Below are 17,705 nucleotides of genomic sequence, written 5' to 3'. Positions count from 1 at the left end.
ATCGTTGCCCAGGCCGGCCGGAAGGGTGCCGTCACCGTGGCGACCAACATGGCCGGCCGCGGTACCGACATCATGCTGGGCGGCAACGCGGAATTCACCGCCGTCGCCGAACTGGCAAAGCGGGGGCTGGATCCCGAGGAGAACTCCGAGGAGTACGAGTCCGCCTGGCCCGCAGCCCTCGACGCAGCCAAGCAGTCGGTTAAGGACGAACACGAGGAAGTTCTGAACCTGGGCGGCCTTTACGTCCTGGGAACCGAACGGCACGAATCCCGCCGGATCGACAACCAGCTCCGCGGCCGTTCCGGACGCCAGGGCGACCCCGGGGAGTCCCGCTTCTACCTGTCGCTGACTGATGACCTTATGCGGCTTTTTAACTCCGGTGCCGCCGAACGCCTGATGAACAGCTCGGTTCCGGACGACGTTGCGCTGGAGTCCAAACTGGTCTCGCGCGCTATCGCTTCCGCCCAGGGACAGGTGGAAGGCCGGAATGCCGAGCAGCGGAAGAACGTGCTGAAGTACGACGACGTCCTGAACCGCCAGCGCGAGGCCATCTACAGTGACCGGCGGCGGATCCTGGAAGGTGACGACCTGCACGAAAAGGTGCAGTTCTTCGTGGAGGACACCATCTCGGCGCTGATCGATGACGCAACCGCGGAGGGTAACGGCGACGATTGGGACTTCAACCAGCTGTGGACCAACCTGAAGACGCTCTACCCGGTAAGCGTCACCGCCGAGGACATCATTGAAGAGGCGGGCGGCAAATCACGGTTGACCGTTGAGTTCCTCAAGGAAGAGCTGCTGTCCGATGCCCGCCTGGTGTACCAGGCGCGGGAGGAAGCCATCGGTTCGGAAAGCATGCGCGAGCTGGAGCGCCGTGTGGTCCTGTCCGTGATTGGACGCAAATGGCAGGAACACCTCTATGAGATGGACTATCTTAAGGAAGGAATCGGGCTGCGGGCCATGGCCCAGCGCGATCCGCTCGTGGAATACCAGCGTGAGGGCTTCGTCCTGTTCCAGGGCATGATGGAGGCCATCCGCGAGGAAAGCGTGGGGTTCCTGTTCAACCTGGAAGTGGAAGTCACCCCTGCCCAGGACGTGGTGGTACCCGATGCTGCCGGCGGGCACACGGAGCACGTGGAGCCCCAGGTCCGCGCGGCCGGCCTGGAAGCGCCGGAAAGGCCTGCCCAGCTGCAGTACACCGCTCCCAGCGAAAGCGGCGAGACCCAGACCCGCGTGGAGACCAGGCAGTCGGGACGTTCGGGAAATCCGGCCAAGGCGGCAGCCCAGGATGCGGCCAGGCGTTCGGCCAAGAAGAAGCGGCGCTGACGGCGGCGCCTTAAACCAGTCAGCCGCACGGAAAGCAGCCAGAGGCAGGGCGGGAAGCACTTTCCCGGCCCTGCCTCTTTGCGTGGGTCAGCCGATGACAAGTTCAGTCACCCTCCAGACATGCTTGCTGCGCTCCAGCCTGATGGCGACGGCACGGGCACGGACGTCGTCCACCACAACGGCGCTGGCTTCGTAGATGCCATCCGCCACCGCGCAGACACGGACTGAGCGGACCGTGGAATTCCTGTGCAGCCGGGCCAGTGCGGGATTCCCCGTACGGGTGAGCTCCCGCCTGATCAGGGACGCCCGGTGCTGCAGATTCCCCAGGCATCGTGGATCGAGCCGCCGTGCCAGCTGGTGGATAGGCCGGATTCCGGCCAGCACCTCCATGGCTGCCTGCACGGTGCCGCGGGTGATCGCGCGCAGTTCGGCAGTCTCGTCGACGGACCGCAGCGGGGGCTGGGTTCCTGGGCGATATAGGCCTGCCCGCCCCTGGTCCAGCGCCGGGTTCCGAAGTGTGGCGGCCTCCCGGTCTCTTCCGGTTTCCCTGTCGGAGCCCTCCTGGGCTGCCCGGATTGGCGTCACTGCAGACATTGGTTTCCCCTTTTTATGGTTGTGCCCGGAAGGCCGGATGCCCGCCGGTGGTGATGCGGGTGGCTACGCGGGCGTAGGAGGCACCAGGATTTGCCCGGGAAGAAGTACGTCCGGGTTCTGGCCAAGGAGGGTCTTGTTGGCTTCGTACCACCGCGGCCACTCAAGAGCTATGTCCACGTCCGAGGCACCGGGCCCCAACTGATCCGCTACGATGTCCCACAGACTGTCTCCGGCAAGGACGGCTACCGGCCCGCTGTACCGGCCTATCCCCTGATGGATGCCGGCGTCACTGCGCACGTCAGGTGCGGTCAGCAACCCGGGCTCAACGATCGGAGCCGATGGTTGCCAGCGCGGTTGAATTGTTGATGGAGCCGGAAGTATGGGCTCAGTTTGCCCGGGTACCGGGGCCTGGTTGTTTACCGGGAGCTGGTCTGCGGCGGGAGGGAGAGGGGCCGGCGAAGGGTCGGACGTTGGTTGCGGCCCGGAGCCACCGGTCACGGGCACGGCCGCACCGGGTTCACTGCCTGGGCTTGCAGGCACGGAGGGCTTACTGGCGTTGTCCGGAGGCGGAGCTGCTTCCTGTTCGCCCGTTGCCGGCGCGGCCCGGTCCGGTCCCGAGGCCGCCGGCGCAGAGGACTCCTGGCCTTGCGTCGGAGTCCACTGTGGACCCGGTGCCGGAACTGCGGCGTGTGCGGCAACACCGCCGGACAAAAGCTGAAGGGAAACCGCTGCAACAACCAAGCGCTGCATAAAAGCGGGCGACATTTTTCGGGTCACTGCGGCTGCCCTGGCCTTGCCGAGTTTCTCCAGCAGCACGCCGGCAGCAGCACATGCAAGGGACGCAAACCACCAGAGCAGGAGGACTGCCCCGGCAGCGGCCGCGGCGGCGCCCAGCACGTCCTCCACCTCAGGGCGCTGGTGGCGGGCGGCCGAGTCCTGCCACTGGCCAAGAAGTCCTGCTCCAACAAGGACCAGCGTGAAGGCCAACACCAGCAGGCCCGCCGCTGCGGTGGCGTCAGCACCGATCCCCGTGTCTTTACGATTACGCATTTCAAGCCTCTTTGATGCAGTTTGATGTAGTTTGCTTATGTCTGCTTCAGTTTGCGCTCGTCTTGCTGCTCTTGTCTAGACGGTGGAGAGAATGAAAATCCGGGTTGACCAGCCCGCGGTGGAGTCCTACGCTGACCGGATGCGCTGGGATTCCCTCTTTAACGACATGGAAAGCCAGTTCGCGGAAGCGGACAGGCTGTCTCTCGATGCTGAGATCAACGAGCGCACCAGAATCGACATGGTGAATGTAGAATTCGCGGACAGGCTCCGCGGAGCTCTCGGCTGCCGCCTGGGTGTCCATCTTGCCTGTGGGGAGGTATTTCACGGCACGCTGTCCCATGCCGGTGCGGACGCAATGGTGCTGGACGAAGACCACCACCAGGTTCTCATTCCTTACGCTGCGGCGCTCCGCTACGTGGGTCTGGGGAGGTGGTCCCAACCCGAGGCTTCGCCGGTGCGCCGTGCGATAGGACTCGCGCATTCCTTACGCGCCCTTGCCAGGGACCGCACGGAACTTTCGGTCACACTGGGAAACGGTGCCGGCAGTGTCCGTATGGAGGGAGTCATCGACAGGGTGGGGAAGGACTTCATTGACCTGGCGGTTGTTGCTGCCGGGGAGGCCCGCCGCAGTAGCCAGGTCAGCCAGGTTTCTACCGTCCCGTTTCCGGCATTGGCGGCTGTAAGGTCGCGGCGGACCCATGACATCTAGCGGCGAGGACTTTCAGCCGCGCTGCCCGAAATTAGGGCGCAAGTGGAATGGTCAGACGGACCGTGATTTGGACTCCTGGATCATCCGGCTGGCCTCGGCATAGCGTTCCTCAATGTACTGCTCCAGCATTTTCTCTTCGACCCGCCACTGCCCCCGGCCACCGACCTGGATAGCCTTGAGCTCCCCGCTTCGCACCAGTGCATAAGCGGCAGGCGAATTGATCTGGAGCTGCTCTGCGACATCCGCGAGCGTAAGAAACCTGGGCATGCATTCATTTTGCCATCAGATGAGCCGTTTTGCTGCTGTTATCCACAGATTGGCCTTGTTTGCTTTATGGGCTTTCGTTCCAGCTCCCTTGCCGCAACAATAAATTGTCCGGCCACAGTGCGCCGGCGCAAATAGGGGGAGAAGCGGAATGGTTCCTGATTCGTCTGCCACGGCGGCACGCCTCAAGCGTCCATCCTGGCGGGACCCGCGCCTGCTGATGGGCATTCTCCTGGTCCTGGTCTCCGTTGCCGGCGTCGTCTTCCTGGTCAACAGTGCGGACCGGACCACGGAGGTTTACGCGGCGCGGGACGGCATCGGCGTGGGCGAGGCCTTGACCGGCGAGAACGTGGTCCGGGCTAAAGTGCGCCTCGGCGAAACCGAGCAACATTACATTCCTGTGGAGTCCGGCCTGCCCGAGGGCGTGGTTGCCGTACAGCGGATCGCCAAGGACCAGCTGGTACCCCGGGCGAGCCTTGGGGAAGTGGACCAGCTGGACCGCAAACCGGTGGCGCTGACCATTGACGAAACGCTTCCGTCGCAGGCAGTCGAGGGCGCCAGGGTGGACGTCTGGGTTGCACAGCCCGACGCCAAAAATGGTTACAGTGAACCCAAGCTTCTCCTTTCCGGCGCTGAAATCGCGGAAGTGACAGCTGGTTCCACGGCTTTGGGATCCACTAAGACCACCGTCCTGATGGTCCTCGTGGAGGACAGCCAAATGCCTGCCTTGCTCGGCGCCCAGGCCAACGAAGCAAAGATTTCGGTTGTCTGGAATCCGGGCGGCGGCTCCCGATGAACATTCCGGTAGTCACCGTTGGCCAGAGCCGGGAGGATCTGGTGGGCGGACTTGAACGGCTGCATGGTCCTGTCACTGTCGTCAGGAGGTGCGCGGAACTGCCGGAGCTCTTAGCGGCGTGCCAAAGCGGACTTGCCCGGGCCGCCGTCGTGGCTGATGGCTCCGAGGGGCTGACAGCCTCCCTGGTTGACAGGCTGGGAGCGGTGGGAGTGGCCATTATCGCGTTGACGGACAACGCCGACGAAGCAGCACGGCTGCGAAAAATTGGGGTGGCCTCTGCGCTGACCGGGGTGGAGTCCGCCGAACTGTCCGACCGGATCGCGGATGCGGTGGAGCAATTGACGGGGGCAGGTCGTCGTTCGGCGACCTGGAGTTCGCTTGCTGACACAGGTGCTGCCCTGGGCACGGTCCAGGCGGAGCCGGCGGCGGTCCCGGACGGGCCAGGTGCGGGAAGAATCATTGCGGTCTGGGGGCCGGTTGGATCGCCGGGACGTACAACCGTTGCGGCCAACATCGCCGGCGAGATGGCGGCCGACGGAAAACAGGTTCTCCTCGTTGATGCGGACAGTTATGGCGCCAGCATAGCCGCCGTTCTCGGTCTGCTGGATGAATCAGCCGGCCTTGCGCAGGCATGCCGGCTGGCGGACCAGGGCGCCCTGGATGCTTCCGCCCTTCAAAAAGTTGCAACCCCGGTGGCTACGAAGTCGGGGACGTTCACAGTCCTCACCGGCATTACCCGCGCGGACCGGTGGACCGAGCTCCGGGCGCCCGCCCTTGCCCTTGTCCTGGAGCGGGCACGGCAAATCGCCGACGTCATTGTTGTTGATACCGGGTTTTGCCTGGAAGCAGATGAAGAATTGAGCTTCGACACTATGGCGCCACGCCGGAATGCCGCCACGCTGCGTCCGCTTGAGCTTGCCGACACCATCTACGCGGTCGGGGCCGCCGACCCTGTGGGAGTTCCCCGCCTGGTACGTGGCCTCGCTGAGTTGGAAGCCGCCGTTCCCCAGGCGTCCCCGTTGGTGGTCATGAACAAGGTTCGTGCTTCGTCGGTGGGACGGAGTCCGGAGCGGCAGTTGCAGGATGCCTGGGAAAGATACGGTCCTGCCTCCGGCATCGAAACCTTCCTGCCGTACGACCCGGCAGCTGCGGATGCAGCCCTGCTTGCGGGCTCGCTGTTGTTGGAAATTGCTCCCGAGTCTGCGTTGCGCCGTGCAGTTCGCAGTCTTGTTTGTGCACCTGACCAGCAAAAAGTGAAATCCTCTGTCTTTTCTTCCACAGCAGGGCGCAGGTCAAAGGGCTAGGCTCGCCATAAGAGCTGCAATGGTGCAGCAAATATCTTGTGATGGAGGCGTGTGTCGATGTCGTCTGGATCCAGCGTGGAGGATCAGCCCCTTTCGATTGAAGGCCTGGAAGGCTTTATTGGGGACTACTACCAGCATTTGGCCGAGGAGGATGCCAGGAGCTACCCCCGGGAAGTGCTGGTGGCACGGGCGGGCAACCACCGTGAGGTCGCAACAGTGCGGCAGCCCGGCCAGGCGAAAATCAGCGTTGTGGATGAGGAAGACAGCAGCGTGGTCTTCGTGGTCACGGACGACATGCCGTTCCTGGTTGACTCAGTCAACGCAGAACTCGTCCGTCAGCACGCCGCCATCAAACTTGTGGTTCACCCGCTCTTCGTTGCCACCCGCGACAGGGAAAGCGGCGAGCTGGTCAAAATCAACCGGGTTCCCGCGCACATTGGAATTTCCAGCGGTGACACCGCGGCAATGCCCAGCCTGTCCCACCTCATTGCGCAGGGCGAGCATGCCTCGCACATGGAGTCCTGGATCGCCGTCGAAATCAACCGCATCTCTGACGACGCGAAGGATTCCCTGCTTGAGGGACTTAAGCGTGTCCTCAATGACGTCCGCGCCGCCGTCGAGGATTGGCCGAAAATGCGCCAGAAGGCCCGGCAGATCTCCGAGAGCCTTGACCAGGTAGCAAACCCGGCACAGATTGCGGAGCTGCGGCAGGCGAAGGACCTCCTGCGCTGGCTGGATGACGGGAACTTCACTTTCCTTGGATACCGGGAATACGACCTGGTGAACGTGGATGGCGAAGATGTCCTGGAACTCCGCGAAGACAGCGGGCTGGGCCTCCTGCGGGCGGTCGCCGACTCGCCGCATATCCAGCACCTGACCGACACCGGCCGGAAAAAGGCGCGGGAAAAGCGGGCACTGGTCATCACGAAGGCGAACTCGCGTTCCACGGTCCACCGCTCGGCCTACCTCGACTACATCGGGGTCAAAAGTTTTGACGCTGCCGGCAACGTCAACGGTGAGCGCCGCTTCATCGGACTCTTTGCCACGAGCGCCTATACCGGATCGGTCCGCAACATTCCGATTGTCCGGGAAAAAGTGGACGCCGTACTCCGAAGCGCTGGTTTCCCGCCCGATTCCCACTCCGGCAAGGACCTGCTGGGAATTTTGGAAACATACCCCCGTGATGAGTTGTTCCAGATCGAAGTCCCCGATCTGGCCGCCACCGCCCTTGGCATCCAGAAACTGCAGGAGCGGCGCCGGACCAGGCTCTTCCTCCGGCCGGACATCTACGGCCGTTTTATGTCAGCCGTCGTCTACCTTCCCAGGGACCGCTACACCACCAACGTGCGGCTTCGTATCGAGCAGGAACTTCGCGAGACGTTCCAGGCGGTGTCCATTGACTATGAGGCACGCATGACGGAGTCGGCACTGGCCCGGTTGTTCTTCCGCATCCGTCTGCCGAAGAATGCCGACTTCAGCCACGTCAACACCGAGGAACTGGAGAAGCGGCTTGTCCGTGCCGCCCGTTCCTGGAGCGAAGGCATCGCCGAGGTCCTGCGCGAGGGCCGGGACCCGGTGGAAGCCAAGGAACTGGCCGCTATCTGGGCCGAAGCATTCCCCGCGGGCTACCGCGTGGACTACGAGGTGGAAGACGCCCTGGAGGACATTGCGCGCTTCGAGAAGTACGGGGCGGCGGCGGAACGGGCGGTAGGCGCACGCCAGGAGCGGCCCGGCGTCCACGTTTACCTCCCGGAAGGTGCAGGCGCAACGCTCGAGGAAGATGCGCGCGTGAAGCTGTACATGCTGGAGCCGAAAAGCCTCAGCCAGATTCTGCCCTTCTTCCATAACCTGGGGCTGGAGGTACTGGACGAGCGGCCCTTCGAAATTGAGACAGCGGACCGCCGAGACTTCTTCCTGTACGATCTCGGGCTGAAATACCCCGCGGGTGTGGATCCGGTTTCCACCGGCGAGCTGCTTGCCGATTCATTCGGTGCAGCGGTGACAGGCGCAGCTGAATCGGACGCGTTCGACCGGCTCGTCCTCCGGGAAGGCCTGCAGTGGCGGCAAATTACCGTGCTCCGGGCCTACGCGCGGTACATGCGCCAGATGGGAAATAGCAACTCCTTCGGTTTCATGGCCGACACCCTGCTTGCGAATGCGGACGTCACCAGGGGCCTGAGCGCCCTCTTCGCGGCCCGCTTTGATCCTGCCCTGAGCGACGACGAGCGGCTGGCCGCGCAGGAGTCCGTGCGGCAGGACTTGGCGGCTTCGATTGAGAAGGTCGCCACGCTCGACGCCGACAGGGTCCTGCGCACGTTCGTTAACCTGATCGAAGCGACGCTCCGGACCAACTACTACCAGAACAAGCCACACCTGAGTTTCAAACTCGACCCGGCCAGGATCGAGGGCCTGCCCTTCCCGCGTCCGATGTTCGAGATCTGGGTCTACTCTCCCCGGGTCGAAGGTGTCCACCTTCGGTTCGGCAAGGTGGCCCGTGGTGGACTGCGATGGTCGGACCGCCGGGAGGACTTCCGCACCGAAGTCCTTGGCCTCGTCAAGGCGCAGACCGTCAAGAACGCGGTCATCGTGCCGACCGGAGCGAAGGGTGGTTTCTTCGCCAAGCGCCTTCCGGACCCCGCAGTGGACCGTTCCGCGTGGATGGCTGAGGGCGTCGAAAGCTACAAGACGTTTATCCGCGGCCTGCTTGACCTGACCGACAACCTCGTGACGGAAGGCGACAGCGAACGGCTGGTCCCGCCGTCGAACCTTGTCAGGCACGACGACGATGATTCCTACCTGGTAGTGGCCGCGGATAAGGGAACCGCGACCTTCTCCGACATCGCCAACGGACTGTCCGCCGAATACGGCTTCTGGCTGGGCGATGCCTTCGCTTCCGGCGGATCCGTGGGTTATGACCACAAGGCGATGGGCATCACGGCGCGGGGTGCCTGGGAATCAGTAAAGCGGCACTTCAGCGAACTCGATTTGGATACGCAAACGCAACCGTTCACGGTGGTGGGCGTCGGAGATATGTCAGGCGATGTATTCGGCAACGGCATGCTCCTCTCCAGGCATATCCGCCTCGTCGCGGCCTTCGACCACCGGCACGTCTTCCTCGACCCCAACCCCGATGAGGAGGCGTCGTTCGTGGAGCGGCAGCGGTTGTTTGAGCTGCCGAGGTCTTCCTGGGATGACTACGACAAGTCCCTGATCAGCGAGGGCGGCGGGGTCTTTGCCCGGCAGGCCAAGTCAATACCGGTGTCACCGCAGGTGCGGACGTCCCTGGGGCTTCCTGCAGAGACGACGGAACTCAGCCCGCCTGAGCTGCTGCGGGCGATCCTCCTCGCCCCTGCCGACCTCCTGTACAACGGCGGCATCGGAACCTACGTCAAGGCCAGCATCGAATCGAACGCCTCCGTGGGGGATAAGGCCAACGACGCCATCCGCGTTGACGGCCGGGATCTGCGCGTGAAGGTGGTGGGTGAAGGCGGGAACCTCGGCATGACGCAACGCGGCCGTATTGAAGCGGCGCTTCAGGGTGTCATCCTGAACACGGACGCCATTGACAACTCAGCCGGCGTCGACTGCTCCGACCATGAGGTCAACATCAAGATCTTCGTCGACCGGATGGTGGCCGCCGGAAAGCTTTCGGCGGAAGAACGGGCCGGGTTCCTCGCATCGATGACCGATGAGGTGGGTCGTCTGGTGCTCGAAGACAACATCGACCAGAACATCCTGCTGCTCAACGACCGGACAAAGGTAGCCGAGTGGAGCCCCAGCTATGAGCGGCTGATGGACTGGCTGGAGAAGTCAGCCGACCTGAACCGGGAGCTCGAAGCGCTGCCTTCAACCGAAGTGCTGCGGGAGCGGCTGCAGCAGGGGCAGGGTTTGACCTCGCCCGAGCTGTCGGTGCTGGCCGCCTACGCCAAGATCGAACTGACGTCCGCGCTGCGCGACAGCGACCTTGCTGATGACCCCTGGTTCAGGAAGACTCTGCGGGACTACTTCCCGCAGCAGCTGCGCGAGCGCTTCGACGCGGAACTGGATACCCACCCGCTGCGCCGCGAGATCATCGCCACCGTGGTGGCCAACGACATGATCAACCTCGGCGGTATCACCTTCGCGTTCCGTGTCATGGAGGAAACGTCGGCGAGTGAGGTGGCTGTGGCCAAGGCATTCGTGGCCCTGCGGGAGATTTACGAGCTGGACACCATGGTGGGGGAGCTCAACAGCCTGCCGGCGTCGTTCCCGACCGAGCACTGGAGCACTGTGCACCTCGATGTCCGCCGGCTGCTTGACCGCGCGGTCCGGTGGCTCCTGACTCAGGGCACTGTTTCGCGGCCCATTGCGGATGTGGTGTCCGAGTTCAAGCCCCTGATGGACCCGATGCGCGCACGGCTTCTGGACTACCTGCGCGGCGACGACCGGGCTCGCGTGGCAGGCTGGCTGGAAACGGCGCGTGAGTGGGAACTTCCGGAAGGACTCGCCCTGCGCTGGGCAGAACTTTTCGAGAGTTTCGTCCTTTTGGACATTGCCAAGATCGCCCGGGTCCGGAAGGACCCTGTGGAGGAGATTGCGGCCGTTTACTACACGGTCTTCAACCGCTTCCACGCTGATTCCCTCCTTGAGCGGATCAGCAGCCTGCCGCGGCAGGACCGGTGGCAGGCTTTGGCCCGGGCAGCCCTCCGCGATGACCTGTACTCCACGGTTTCGGATATAACGACGGCGGTGCTTGACGCCACCACGGCGGCTGATTCGCCGGAAGCCCGGCTGAAGGATTGGGAGGCCCAGAATGCGGAGCAGCTGGGCCGGGCGAAGAGCATGTTCGATGAGGTCAATTCGCTTGAAACCGACGATATGGCATCCCTGTCGGTAGCATTGAGGCTCTTGAGGTCAATCGTCCGGCGCTAGCAAGTACGGCGTCGTAATTGGAGGTGCAGTGGCAATCTTTACGGACCCCATCAGGGAACACGCTGATTTCGGGCCTGGTGATGCCGAATGGCTGCACCTTTTGGTGGGGGACTGGCAGATGGTTGCGGACCTGGCGTTCGCCGACCTGGCGCTGTGGTTCCCCCACCCGGACCATGGGTACGTTGCGCTGGCACACGTCAGGCCTTCCACCACGCACACGGTCTTCCACGGCGACTTCGTGGGCGAGGGAATCCGGTCGGACCTGCAGCCGCTCGTGGACAAGGCATGGAACAGCCGCTCCATTGAGCGTTCCAGCGAAACCAACTGGAGCAGCGACATGGCCCTCCGTGTTGAGGCCGTACCCATGGTCCGTAATGGCCGGACGCTTGCCGTGGTCACCACGCATATGGACCTGTCCAGTTCCCGCATGCCGTCCCGCCTTGAGCTGACCTACCGCCAGTGTGCCTATGACCTCCTGCGCATGGGGACGCTTGGGCTGTGGCCGGACTTTGCCTCGCCCACCGGGTCGCGGCGGGGCGCGCCGCGTGTGGGAGACGGGCTGATACGGCTCGATGCCGAAGGCATAGTGCAATACGCGAGCCCCAACGGTGTCTCGGCATTCCGGCGCCTGGGGGATGGGGAGTCACTGGAGGGCCGGTCGCTCGCTGAGGTGACTGCCAGCCTGCTGAAGGACCGGCGCATGGTGGACGAGACGCTGCCTTTAGTGGTTACTGGCCGCATGCCGTGGCGCAGTGAAATTGAGTCCAGGGGCGTCAGCCTGTCGCTGCGCGCTATCCCGCTTCGTGACGAGCAGCAGCGCTTTGGCGCGCTGGTCCTTTGCCGCGACGTCTCTGAACTGCGGCGGCGTGAAATGGAGCTGGTCACCAAGGATGCCACTATCCGGGAAATCCACCACCGGGTGAAGAACAACCTCCAGACCGTTGCGGCGCTGCTCCGGATGCAGTCCCGCCGCATGGTGAGCGAAGAAGCCAAGCAGGGACTGGAACAGGCGATGCGACGCGTTGCCACCATCGCCCTCGTCCATGAGACCCTGTCGCAGGGCTTGACGCAGAGCGTTGATTTCGACGAGCTGATCGGACGCCAGTTCCGGCTGTCCGCCGAGGTTGCCTCGCCCTCCCAGCAGGTAAGGACTGAAAGGTCCGGGACCTTTGGAGAGCTGCCCAGTGACCTGGCCACGCCGCTGGCACTCGTCATCAATGAACTGGTCACCAATGCCGTGGAGCACGGGCTTGAGGGCAGGGCCGGAACCGTGTCGCTTATCGCTGACCGGTCGGAGGCAGACGAGGGTGAAGAACTGACAGTGACCATTGCCGACGACGGCGTGGGGCTGCCCGACACCCCCCACGTTGAAGGGCTTGGCCTGCAGATCGTGCGGACCCTTGTCACGAGTGAACTTGGGGGGACAATCCAGTGGAAGCCCCGTGACGGCGGCGGCACGGCGGTACAGATCCGGCTCAGCCTGGCAGGCAAGTAGCGGGCGGCTCCGCGGCCATTGCCACACTTCTGGCTGAGCCCAAGGGTTAAAGGGAAAAGCCCCGGTCGCAACCTCTCAGGTTGCGGCCGGGGCTTTCTGCGTTTTGGGCGATCAGGAAGCGCGGCGGGCGCGGGCTGCACGGCGCTTCAGGGCGCGGCGCTCATCTTCGCTCATGCCGCCCCAGACGCCGGCATCCTGGCCTGACTCGAGAGCCCACTGCAGGCAGGTGTCCACTACCGGGCACCGGCGGCATACACTTTTGGCTTCCTCGATCTGGAGGAGGGCGGGCCCTGTATTCCCGACGGGGAAGAACAGTTCCGGGTCCTTCTCGAGGCACGCTGCGCGGTTACGCCAATCCATGCTGATCAGTTGCTCCATTTCTGGGAAGTGCTCTTTGTGAAATTATTCACTAGGAGCTACAAAGGAAAAGGGCCCGGCAGGGCCCCGTTGGTCATCTGAATCAAGCCTGTCATGTTAACGCTGTGTAAACAAGGGGTAATAACGCTTGATATCCCCGTAACGCTGAGCGATACATCACACTGGCGGCACTGGCCCTCACCACTGTCCGACTATGTCCGGTAGGGTGCCAGTGTGTCAAGACCCCCGGTAAACCCCCCAGCGTCCCCTTCACCGTCGGACGAGCCGCGTCCGGGGCCGCGCGGCAACGCAGGGGCAGCGCCCGTTGCACCGCCGCCTGCAGCAGTGGTCATAGCGCTGATCGTCGCCGCCGAGGCTACAGCGCTCCTTGTGGCCGCCGGCTGGTACGGCTACCAACTGCTGAACGGAAGCCCTGTACTGTCGTTCGGGGGAGCGGTATTTACGCTGGGACTGCTGCTCGCCTTCGCTGCGTGGCTGTATGCGGTGGCTGTTTTCCTATACAGGGGATACCGCTGGACCCGGGCCGCCGCCCTCGTGGCGCAGTTGTTCGTTCTGACCATCGGATTTCCTACACTCAGCGGCGGCCTGGTGGTGGCCGGGTTGGCGATGCTGCTGCCCGCGGTAGCCGCCATCGTGCTCCTGTTCCACAGCAAGGTGATCAGTTATGCCTCGCGCACGGGAAGTGCACCGCCCGCCCTGTAGTCCTCTGCAGCAGCCCATCCCACCTGGATTGGGCATGTACGTCCGCCGGAAATGAGCACACCCCTGCCCGGGGATGGATTCGGTTCGACCTCGAAGCGGACGCCGAAGACGTCCCCGTCGGATATGGACCGCGGGGACAACAGCAGCCCCGTTCCGGCAGCGCGGGACTGCATGATCAGCGGAACGCGCTGAAGGATCAGCGGACTGTAGTTCGCCGTCAGGACCATCGGCTGGCCCAGGGCCTGCAGTTCGGACAGGCATTGCATCGCGCCGGGGGACATAAGGTCCGCGTCGTCGGCCAGGAGCACTGTGTCCCTGGGCAGCTGACTGCCCTGCACCTGCAGCAGCAGGCCCTTCCAATATGCAAGGGCGTCGGCCCCGGCGTCGGGGTATAGCCAGCGGTGGGCCGGATTCAAAACCTGCAACGCCTTCAGGACGTTGGTCTTGCCACTGCCCGGACCTCCAAGGACGGCCACCACGCCGCTTGGTGGAATCCGGAAAGAAGCGGGGGACAACTCGTCACCGCCAACTCCGATGAGGATGCCCGGAAGCCGGGGCCCCGAAGGAACGGAGCCGGGCCCATGGGAAACAGTCGGGTCCGCCAGCATGGAAAGGATATCGCCAGCCGTCACCACCGACGGCAGCGCTTCCACCCGAAAGGGAGGAAGCGTAACCAGCTGCTGCGGCGGGCTTCCGGCAGGGTCACTGCGCCAGGAACTGTCGGGTGCTGTGCGGTACAGCTGGCATACGGCAGCACCGTCTTCGGCAACGGGACCGAACGCCACGGCTCTTCCTTTGACAGCTGCTGTGGAAGGCATCCGCGGCCAGGCTGCCCGGCTGTCGGGGTTGGAACCGGCAGGGAAGTAGAGCCGGTTTGGGATCGCCCCGCTGAACCTGGCGGTGACAAGCTCCCGGTCTCCGGAAATGATGAGTGTTATCCCGGCCCGGGCGCCGTCCCGGACAAGGTCCTGGACGAGGTCTTCGCCCCATGCCAATGGACCCGACCGGAACGCCGACAGCCAGGAGCCCCACCCGGAGATCACCACAATCAGCGGCACAGAGCGCCCGCCCGGCTGGTTAAGCCGCCGGGTAACTTCACCGGTTAAGCGTTCCAGTACCCGAACCGCACGCCGAAGCTCCTGCACACCGGTGTGGGCACCGATTCTGGCGTGGGAGGACAGGTAATGGAAACTTCCAGCACCGTCCAGGAAGTACAAGTGCGCCTCCTGTGGATGGCGAAGCAGACCGCGAACGGCTGCGTCCAAGGCTTCGTTGGCGCCGCACTCGGGTCCGCCGATCAGGGCCAAGTGGCTGCTCTTGGCCGGTTCCCATTCAAGCGACTGCAGCCTTTGGCTGTCCGGAAGGTCCACCAGCCCAAGCCTGATTGACCAGGTCCCGCCAGAGGTCATGGACGCGGCAGCATTGGCGCTGTTCCACGCGGGTTCCTCTATGTCTTCCGGCAGGGGAGCCGCAACGGGCACCCGCGGCGGTGCTCCTCCCATGCCGTCCCAAAGTTCACGCACCAAATTGACCAACGGTGCTGCCGCTTGCGCGGGCGTCGGGGCTTCTGCCACCGCGTCGGCAGGAGGGTCGGACAGAAGGTAATCCGTGGCAAGCCGCACGGTGACGGAGTTATCCTGCCTGGTGCGGGCATGCAGCGGTCCCGTGGTTGCTGCCTGGAATTCCTGGACTGGTTCCGTGCCCCTGGCGAGGTAAGCCCGTCCAGGAGTGTCAACACGGATCGCTGAGGCGTCCTTGGACCCGATGATGTCAACAGACTCCATGTCGGACTGCACCCGCAGGGCAATGCTGGAGGTGACATTGGCCCTGATGTCCGCAGTCAATGCGCCCTGCGGCCGCTGGGTAGCCATGACGAGGTGGATCCCAAGGGAGCGGCCGATGGAGGCAATGCGCATCAGTTCACGGAGTACTTCCGGTGCGTCATCAACCAGCATCCGGAATTCGTCGATGACGATAATCAGGTGGGGGATGGCGACGGGCTCCGAGGCAGGATTGGACCGATACGCGCCGATGTCAGGCACTCCTGCCCCTGCCAAGGCTTCTTCACGACGCCTGATTTCAGCGCGGAGCGAGATGAGTGTGCGCTCCAGTTCGTATCGGGCCAGGTCGGTCAGCAGCCCCACGCAGTGGACCAGCCCGGCCAGGGGACCAAGCCCCGAGCCGCCTTTGAAGTCAACGAAAAGGAAATTTATCCGGTCGGGCGGATGGCTCAGAGCCAGCGCCAGGGTAAGGCTGCGGAGCAACTCCGACTTTCCGGAGCCGGTGGTGCCTGCTATCAGCAAATGGGGGCCGTCGGTGTGAAGATCCACAACTTTGGCCCCGCCCGCACCGAGTCCAAGGGGAGCCGACAGCGCGGCGTTCTTCTTGCTCAATGCCCAACGGGCAGCCGTATGGGCGGCCGTGAGCGGCAGTATGTCATCCAGCGTGCAGGTGGATGGCAGAGCGTGTTCCCCGGTGTCCCTCACCCGAGGCAAGGTTGCCAGACGGCGGCAGAAGTTGCTGAAAACCTCCTCGGGGGCGAGATCGGGTACAAAGACGACGTCGCCGGCCGGTTGCCGCAGGATCGATGTGCGCTCTCGGAGTTCCACATCAATGCCTTGTGTCCTGGTCCCCTCGGGAAGGAATTCAAGGATGTGCCACCCGCGCGCCAGCGCTTCATCCGCGAGGGCGTTGCTTGAAACGCCTCCGTCTGCTGCGTCAGTAATCAGGAGGACTCCCTGCGGGGCGCTGGGGTTGAAGCCCTCCGCCAGCACGCGCCGGCAAGCGGCTGCCGATGCTGTGAGGGTTACGGACGGAAGGAAACGTGCGGGCAACAGGAGGCGCTCTGCCTGCCCGTGAATGACGACGCGTGTGGTACAGCACCTCGGATAACCGGCCAGCTGCATGACGATAGCTCTGATCATCCCGTCCAGCAGGCTCCTGGATCCCTGAAATACCGATTTGGGGCGTGAAAGGTCAAAGACCACCGGTACGGTTTCAGATGAGGGCATTCCCCGGATGGAGCCAACCGGCTCCACCTTTACATTGGCGGGCTGCTTCGCCTGGCCAAGGCGCAACCACGCTGCGGCTTCCCTTGCGCCAGTGGTTGAAGCGTTGCTGTGCATCCCACCTGTGGCCAGCACCAACGTAGCGAGCGAGGGCCCGGCCGCCCGGCGCCGTTCCGTGTCCTTGGCAACAGCCGCTCTAATTGCAGCGCCCAGCTCCCGCCGCTGGCGCCTGCCCGATACAACAGGAACCACAAGGGCCAGGGTGGAGGCGGCTGCAAAAGCCAGGAACATCCACATACCCGTGAAGACCGCAAGTCCTGCACCGACGACCAGTGGAAGAATTGCGGTGGCAATGAGGACCGCCCGGCTGCCGGACTCCGCCCGGCCCCTGACGGGAATAGGCTCCTGCACGGAGGCCCCGGCGTCGCTCAGCGCCTTGTCCGGCATGTCGGCAAACACGATGGACATGGTTGAGCTTCCACACCGGACGGTTGAACCGGTGGAGAGGGCGGCGGCCCGGGTTCTTTCGCCATCCACGTAGGTACCATTCGCACTGTCCAGGTCTTCGAGGATGATGTCCGTTTCGGTGACTACAAGGCGGGCGTGCTGTCGGGACAACTCTGCGTCCGCGATGACTATCCGGGTGTTGCTCCTGCCGATGGTGTAGGTCCCGCGCCGCAGGGGTACCACTGTTCCCGCGCCCGCGCCGCTGTGAACGGCAAGGGCGAGTGGAGCCGGCTCGCCGGCGGGCCGGCGCCGTTCCTTCCTGCTGACTGGTGCTCCGCCGCCGTCGATGAGGACGGCGCCGTTAACCAGCGGCAAGGTGCCGACGCGTAAGGATCGCAGGTCGTCGCCGTCGACCGTTACGGTCCCTGTGCCAAACATCCGCGCCAGCTGGTCGCGGATGTGGGCGCCCGCCGTACCGTCGGCGGCGTCGATGGACAACTCAAGACGCTGCCCGGCCAGGCGCGACTCGGGACCGCCGAGCAGGGTGCAGTGCAATGTCATGGGTGCAGATCCTTTGTGCCTTTGAATCCACGCTAGACAGCGGTAGCGGTCCCGGCCGGTGCACCATCTGCTATGTGGACAACTTCCAGAAGTAGATCCGCCTTCTCCTGCCGTCGGAGGGGCCGGTCACTCCAGGAGGCTCAGGCCTTGCTCCAGGGGT

11 protein-coding genes and 1 pseudogene are annotated in these 17,705 nt (G+C 64.0%); 7 read left to right on the top strand and 5 right to left on the bottom strand.

The features are described from left to right. Positions 1 to 1,326: pseudogene (locus P2Q66_RS10275) on the top strand (preprotein translocase subunit SecA); the annotation flags it as partial. Positions 1,327 to 1,413: 87 nt separating this feature from the next. On the opposite strand, the gene P2Q66_RS10270 reads toward P2Q66_RS10275, so the two are convergent. Together P2Q66_RS10270 and P2Q66_RS10265 are read right to left on the bottom strand one after the other, a co-directional pair. Then, positions 1,414 to 1,920, bottom strand: a complete 507-nt coding sequence (locus tag P2Q66_RS10270; protein WP_275727769.1) for an Rv3235 family protein — start codon at positions 1,918 to 1,920, stop codon at positions 1,414 to 1,416. A gap of 63 nt (positions 1,921 to 1,983) precedes the next feature. Beyond that, positions 1,984 to 2,970, bottom strand: a complete 987-nt coding sequence (locus P2Q66_RS10265; RefSeq protein ID WP_275727766.1) for a hypothetical protein — start codon at positions 2,968 to 2,970, stop codon at positions 1,984 to 1,986. A gap of 91 nt (positions 2,971 to 3,061) precedes the next feature. On the opposite strand from P2Q66_RS10265, the gene P2Q66_RS10260 reads away from it, so the two are divergent. Then, positions 3,062 to 3,679, top strand: coding sequence for a hypothetical protein (locus P2Q66_RS10260; protein ID WP_345795627.1), 618 nt, complete (start codon positions 3,062 to 3,064; stop codon positions 3,677 to 3,679). Positions 3,680 to 3,730: 51 nt separating this feature from the next. Here P2Q66_RS10260 and P2Q66_RS10255 read toward each other — a convergent pair whose 3' ends face one another. Further along, positions 3,731 to 3,946 carry a helix-turn-helix domain-containing protein gene (locus P2Q66_RS10255; protein WP_009356834.1) on the bottom strand — a complete coding sequence of 72 codons (216 nt, stop codon included), beginning with the start codon at positions 3,944 to 3,946 and terminating at the stop codon, positions 3,731 to 3,733. A 148-nt stretch (positions 3,947 to 4,094) separates the two neighbouring features. Here P2Q66_RS10255 and P2Q66_RS10250 point away from each other — a divergent pair, with 148 nt between their 5' ends. From P2Q66_RS10250 to P2Q66_RS10235, 4 genes are read left to right on the top strand one after another with little or no spacing between them, the layout of a single operon-like run. Next, entirely contained in the window at positions 4,095 to 4,739 is a 645-nt protein-coding gene (locus tag P2Q66_RS10250; RefSeq protein ID WP_275727762.1) for a hypothetical protein, read from the top strand. Continuing rightward, positions 4,736 to 6,043 carry a P-loop NTPase gene (locus tag P2Q66_RS10245; RefSeq protein ID WP_275727759.1) on the top strand — a complete coding sequence of 436 codons (1,308 nt, stop codon included), beginning with the start codon at positions 4,736 to 4,738 and terminating at the stop codon, positions 6,041 to 6,043. The genes P2Q66_RS10250 and P2Q66_RS10245 overlap by 4 nt, the downstream gene beginning before the upstream one ends. Before the next feature lie 57 nt (positions 6,044 to 6,100). Continuing rightward, the gene (locus P2Q66_RS10240) at positions 6,101 to 10,954 is read left to right on the top strand and encodes an NAD-glutamate dehydrogenase (protein WP_275727757.1); all 4,854 of its coding nucleotides are present in this window, start codon (positions 6,101 to 6,103) and stop codon (positions 10,952 to 10,954) included. A 28-nt stretch (positions 10,955 to 10,982) separates the two neighbouring features. Beyond that, the gene (locus P2Q66_RS10235) at positions 10,983 to 12,449 is read left to right on the top strand and encodes a PAS domain-containing sensor histidine kinase (protein ID WP_079597248.1); all 1,467 of its coding nucleotides are present in this window, start codon (positions 10,983 to 10,985) and stop codon (positions 12,447 to 12,449) included. A gap of 111 nt (positions 12,450 to 12,560) precedes the next feature. On the opposite strand, the gene P2Q66_RS10230 is transcribed toward P2Q66_RS10235, so the two are convergent. Continuing rightward, complete coding sequence (locus tag P2Q66_RS10230; protein WP_015937605.1) at positions 12,561 to 12,809, bottom strand: WhiB family transcriptional regulator; 249 nt, start codon at positions 12,807 to 12,809, stop codon at positions 12,561 to 12,563. Positions 12,810 to 13,151: 342 nt separating this feature from the next. Between P2Q66_RS10230 and P2Q66_RS10225 the strand changes: the two genes are divergently transcribed. After that, on the top strand, positions 13,152 to 13,529 hold the full coding sequence (locus tag P2Q66_RS10225; protein ID WP_275727770.1) for a hypothetical protein: 378 nt from the start codon (positions 13,152 to 13,154) through the stop codon (positions 13,527 to 13,529). Here the strand turns inward: P2Q66_RS10225 and P2Q66_RS10220 are convergent. Next, a complete protein-coding gene (locus P2Q66_RS10220) occupies positions 13,490 to 17,545 on the bottom strand; it encodes an FtsK/SpoIIIE domain-containing protein (protein WP_275727756.1) in 4,056 nt (1,351 codons plus the stop codon). The genes P2Q66_RS10225 and P2Q66_RS10220 overlap by 40 nt on opposite strands. Between the last annotated feature and the right edge of the window lie 160 nt (positions 17,546 to 17,705).

The organism is Arthrobacter sp. Cr_A7 (assembly GCF_029222765.1).
In the GTDB taxonomy this organism is placed as follows: Bacteria; Actinomycetota; Actinomycetes; order Actinomycetales; family Micrococcaceae; genus Arthrobacter.
The sequence above is the reverse complement of the archived record's forward strand: the minus strand, read 5'-3'. Positions and strand labels throughout refer to the sequence as shown.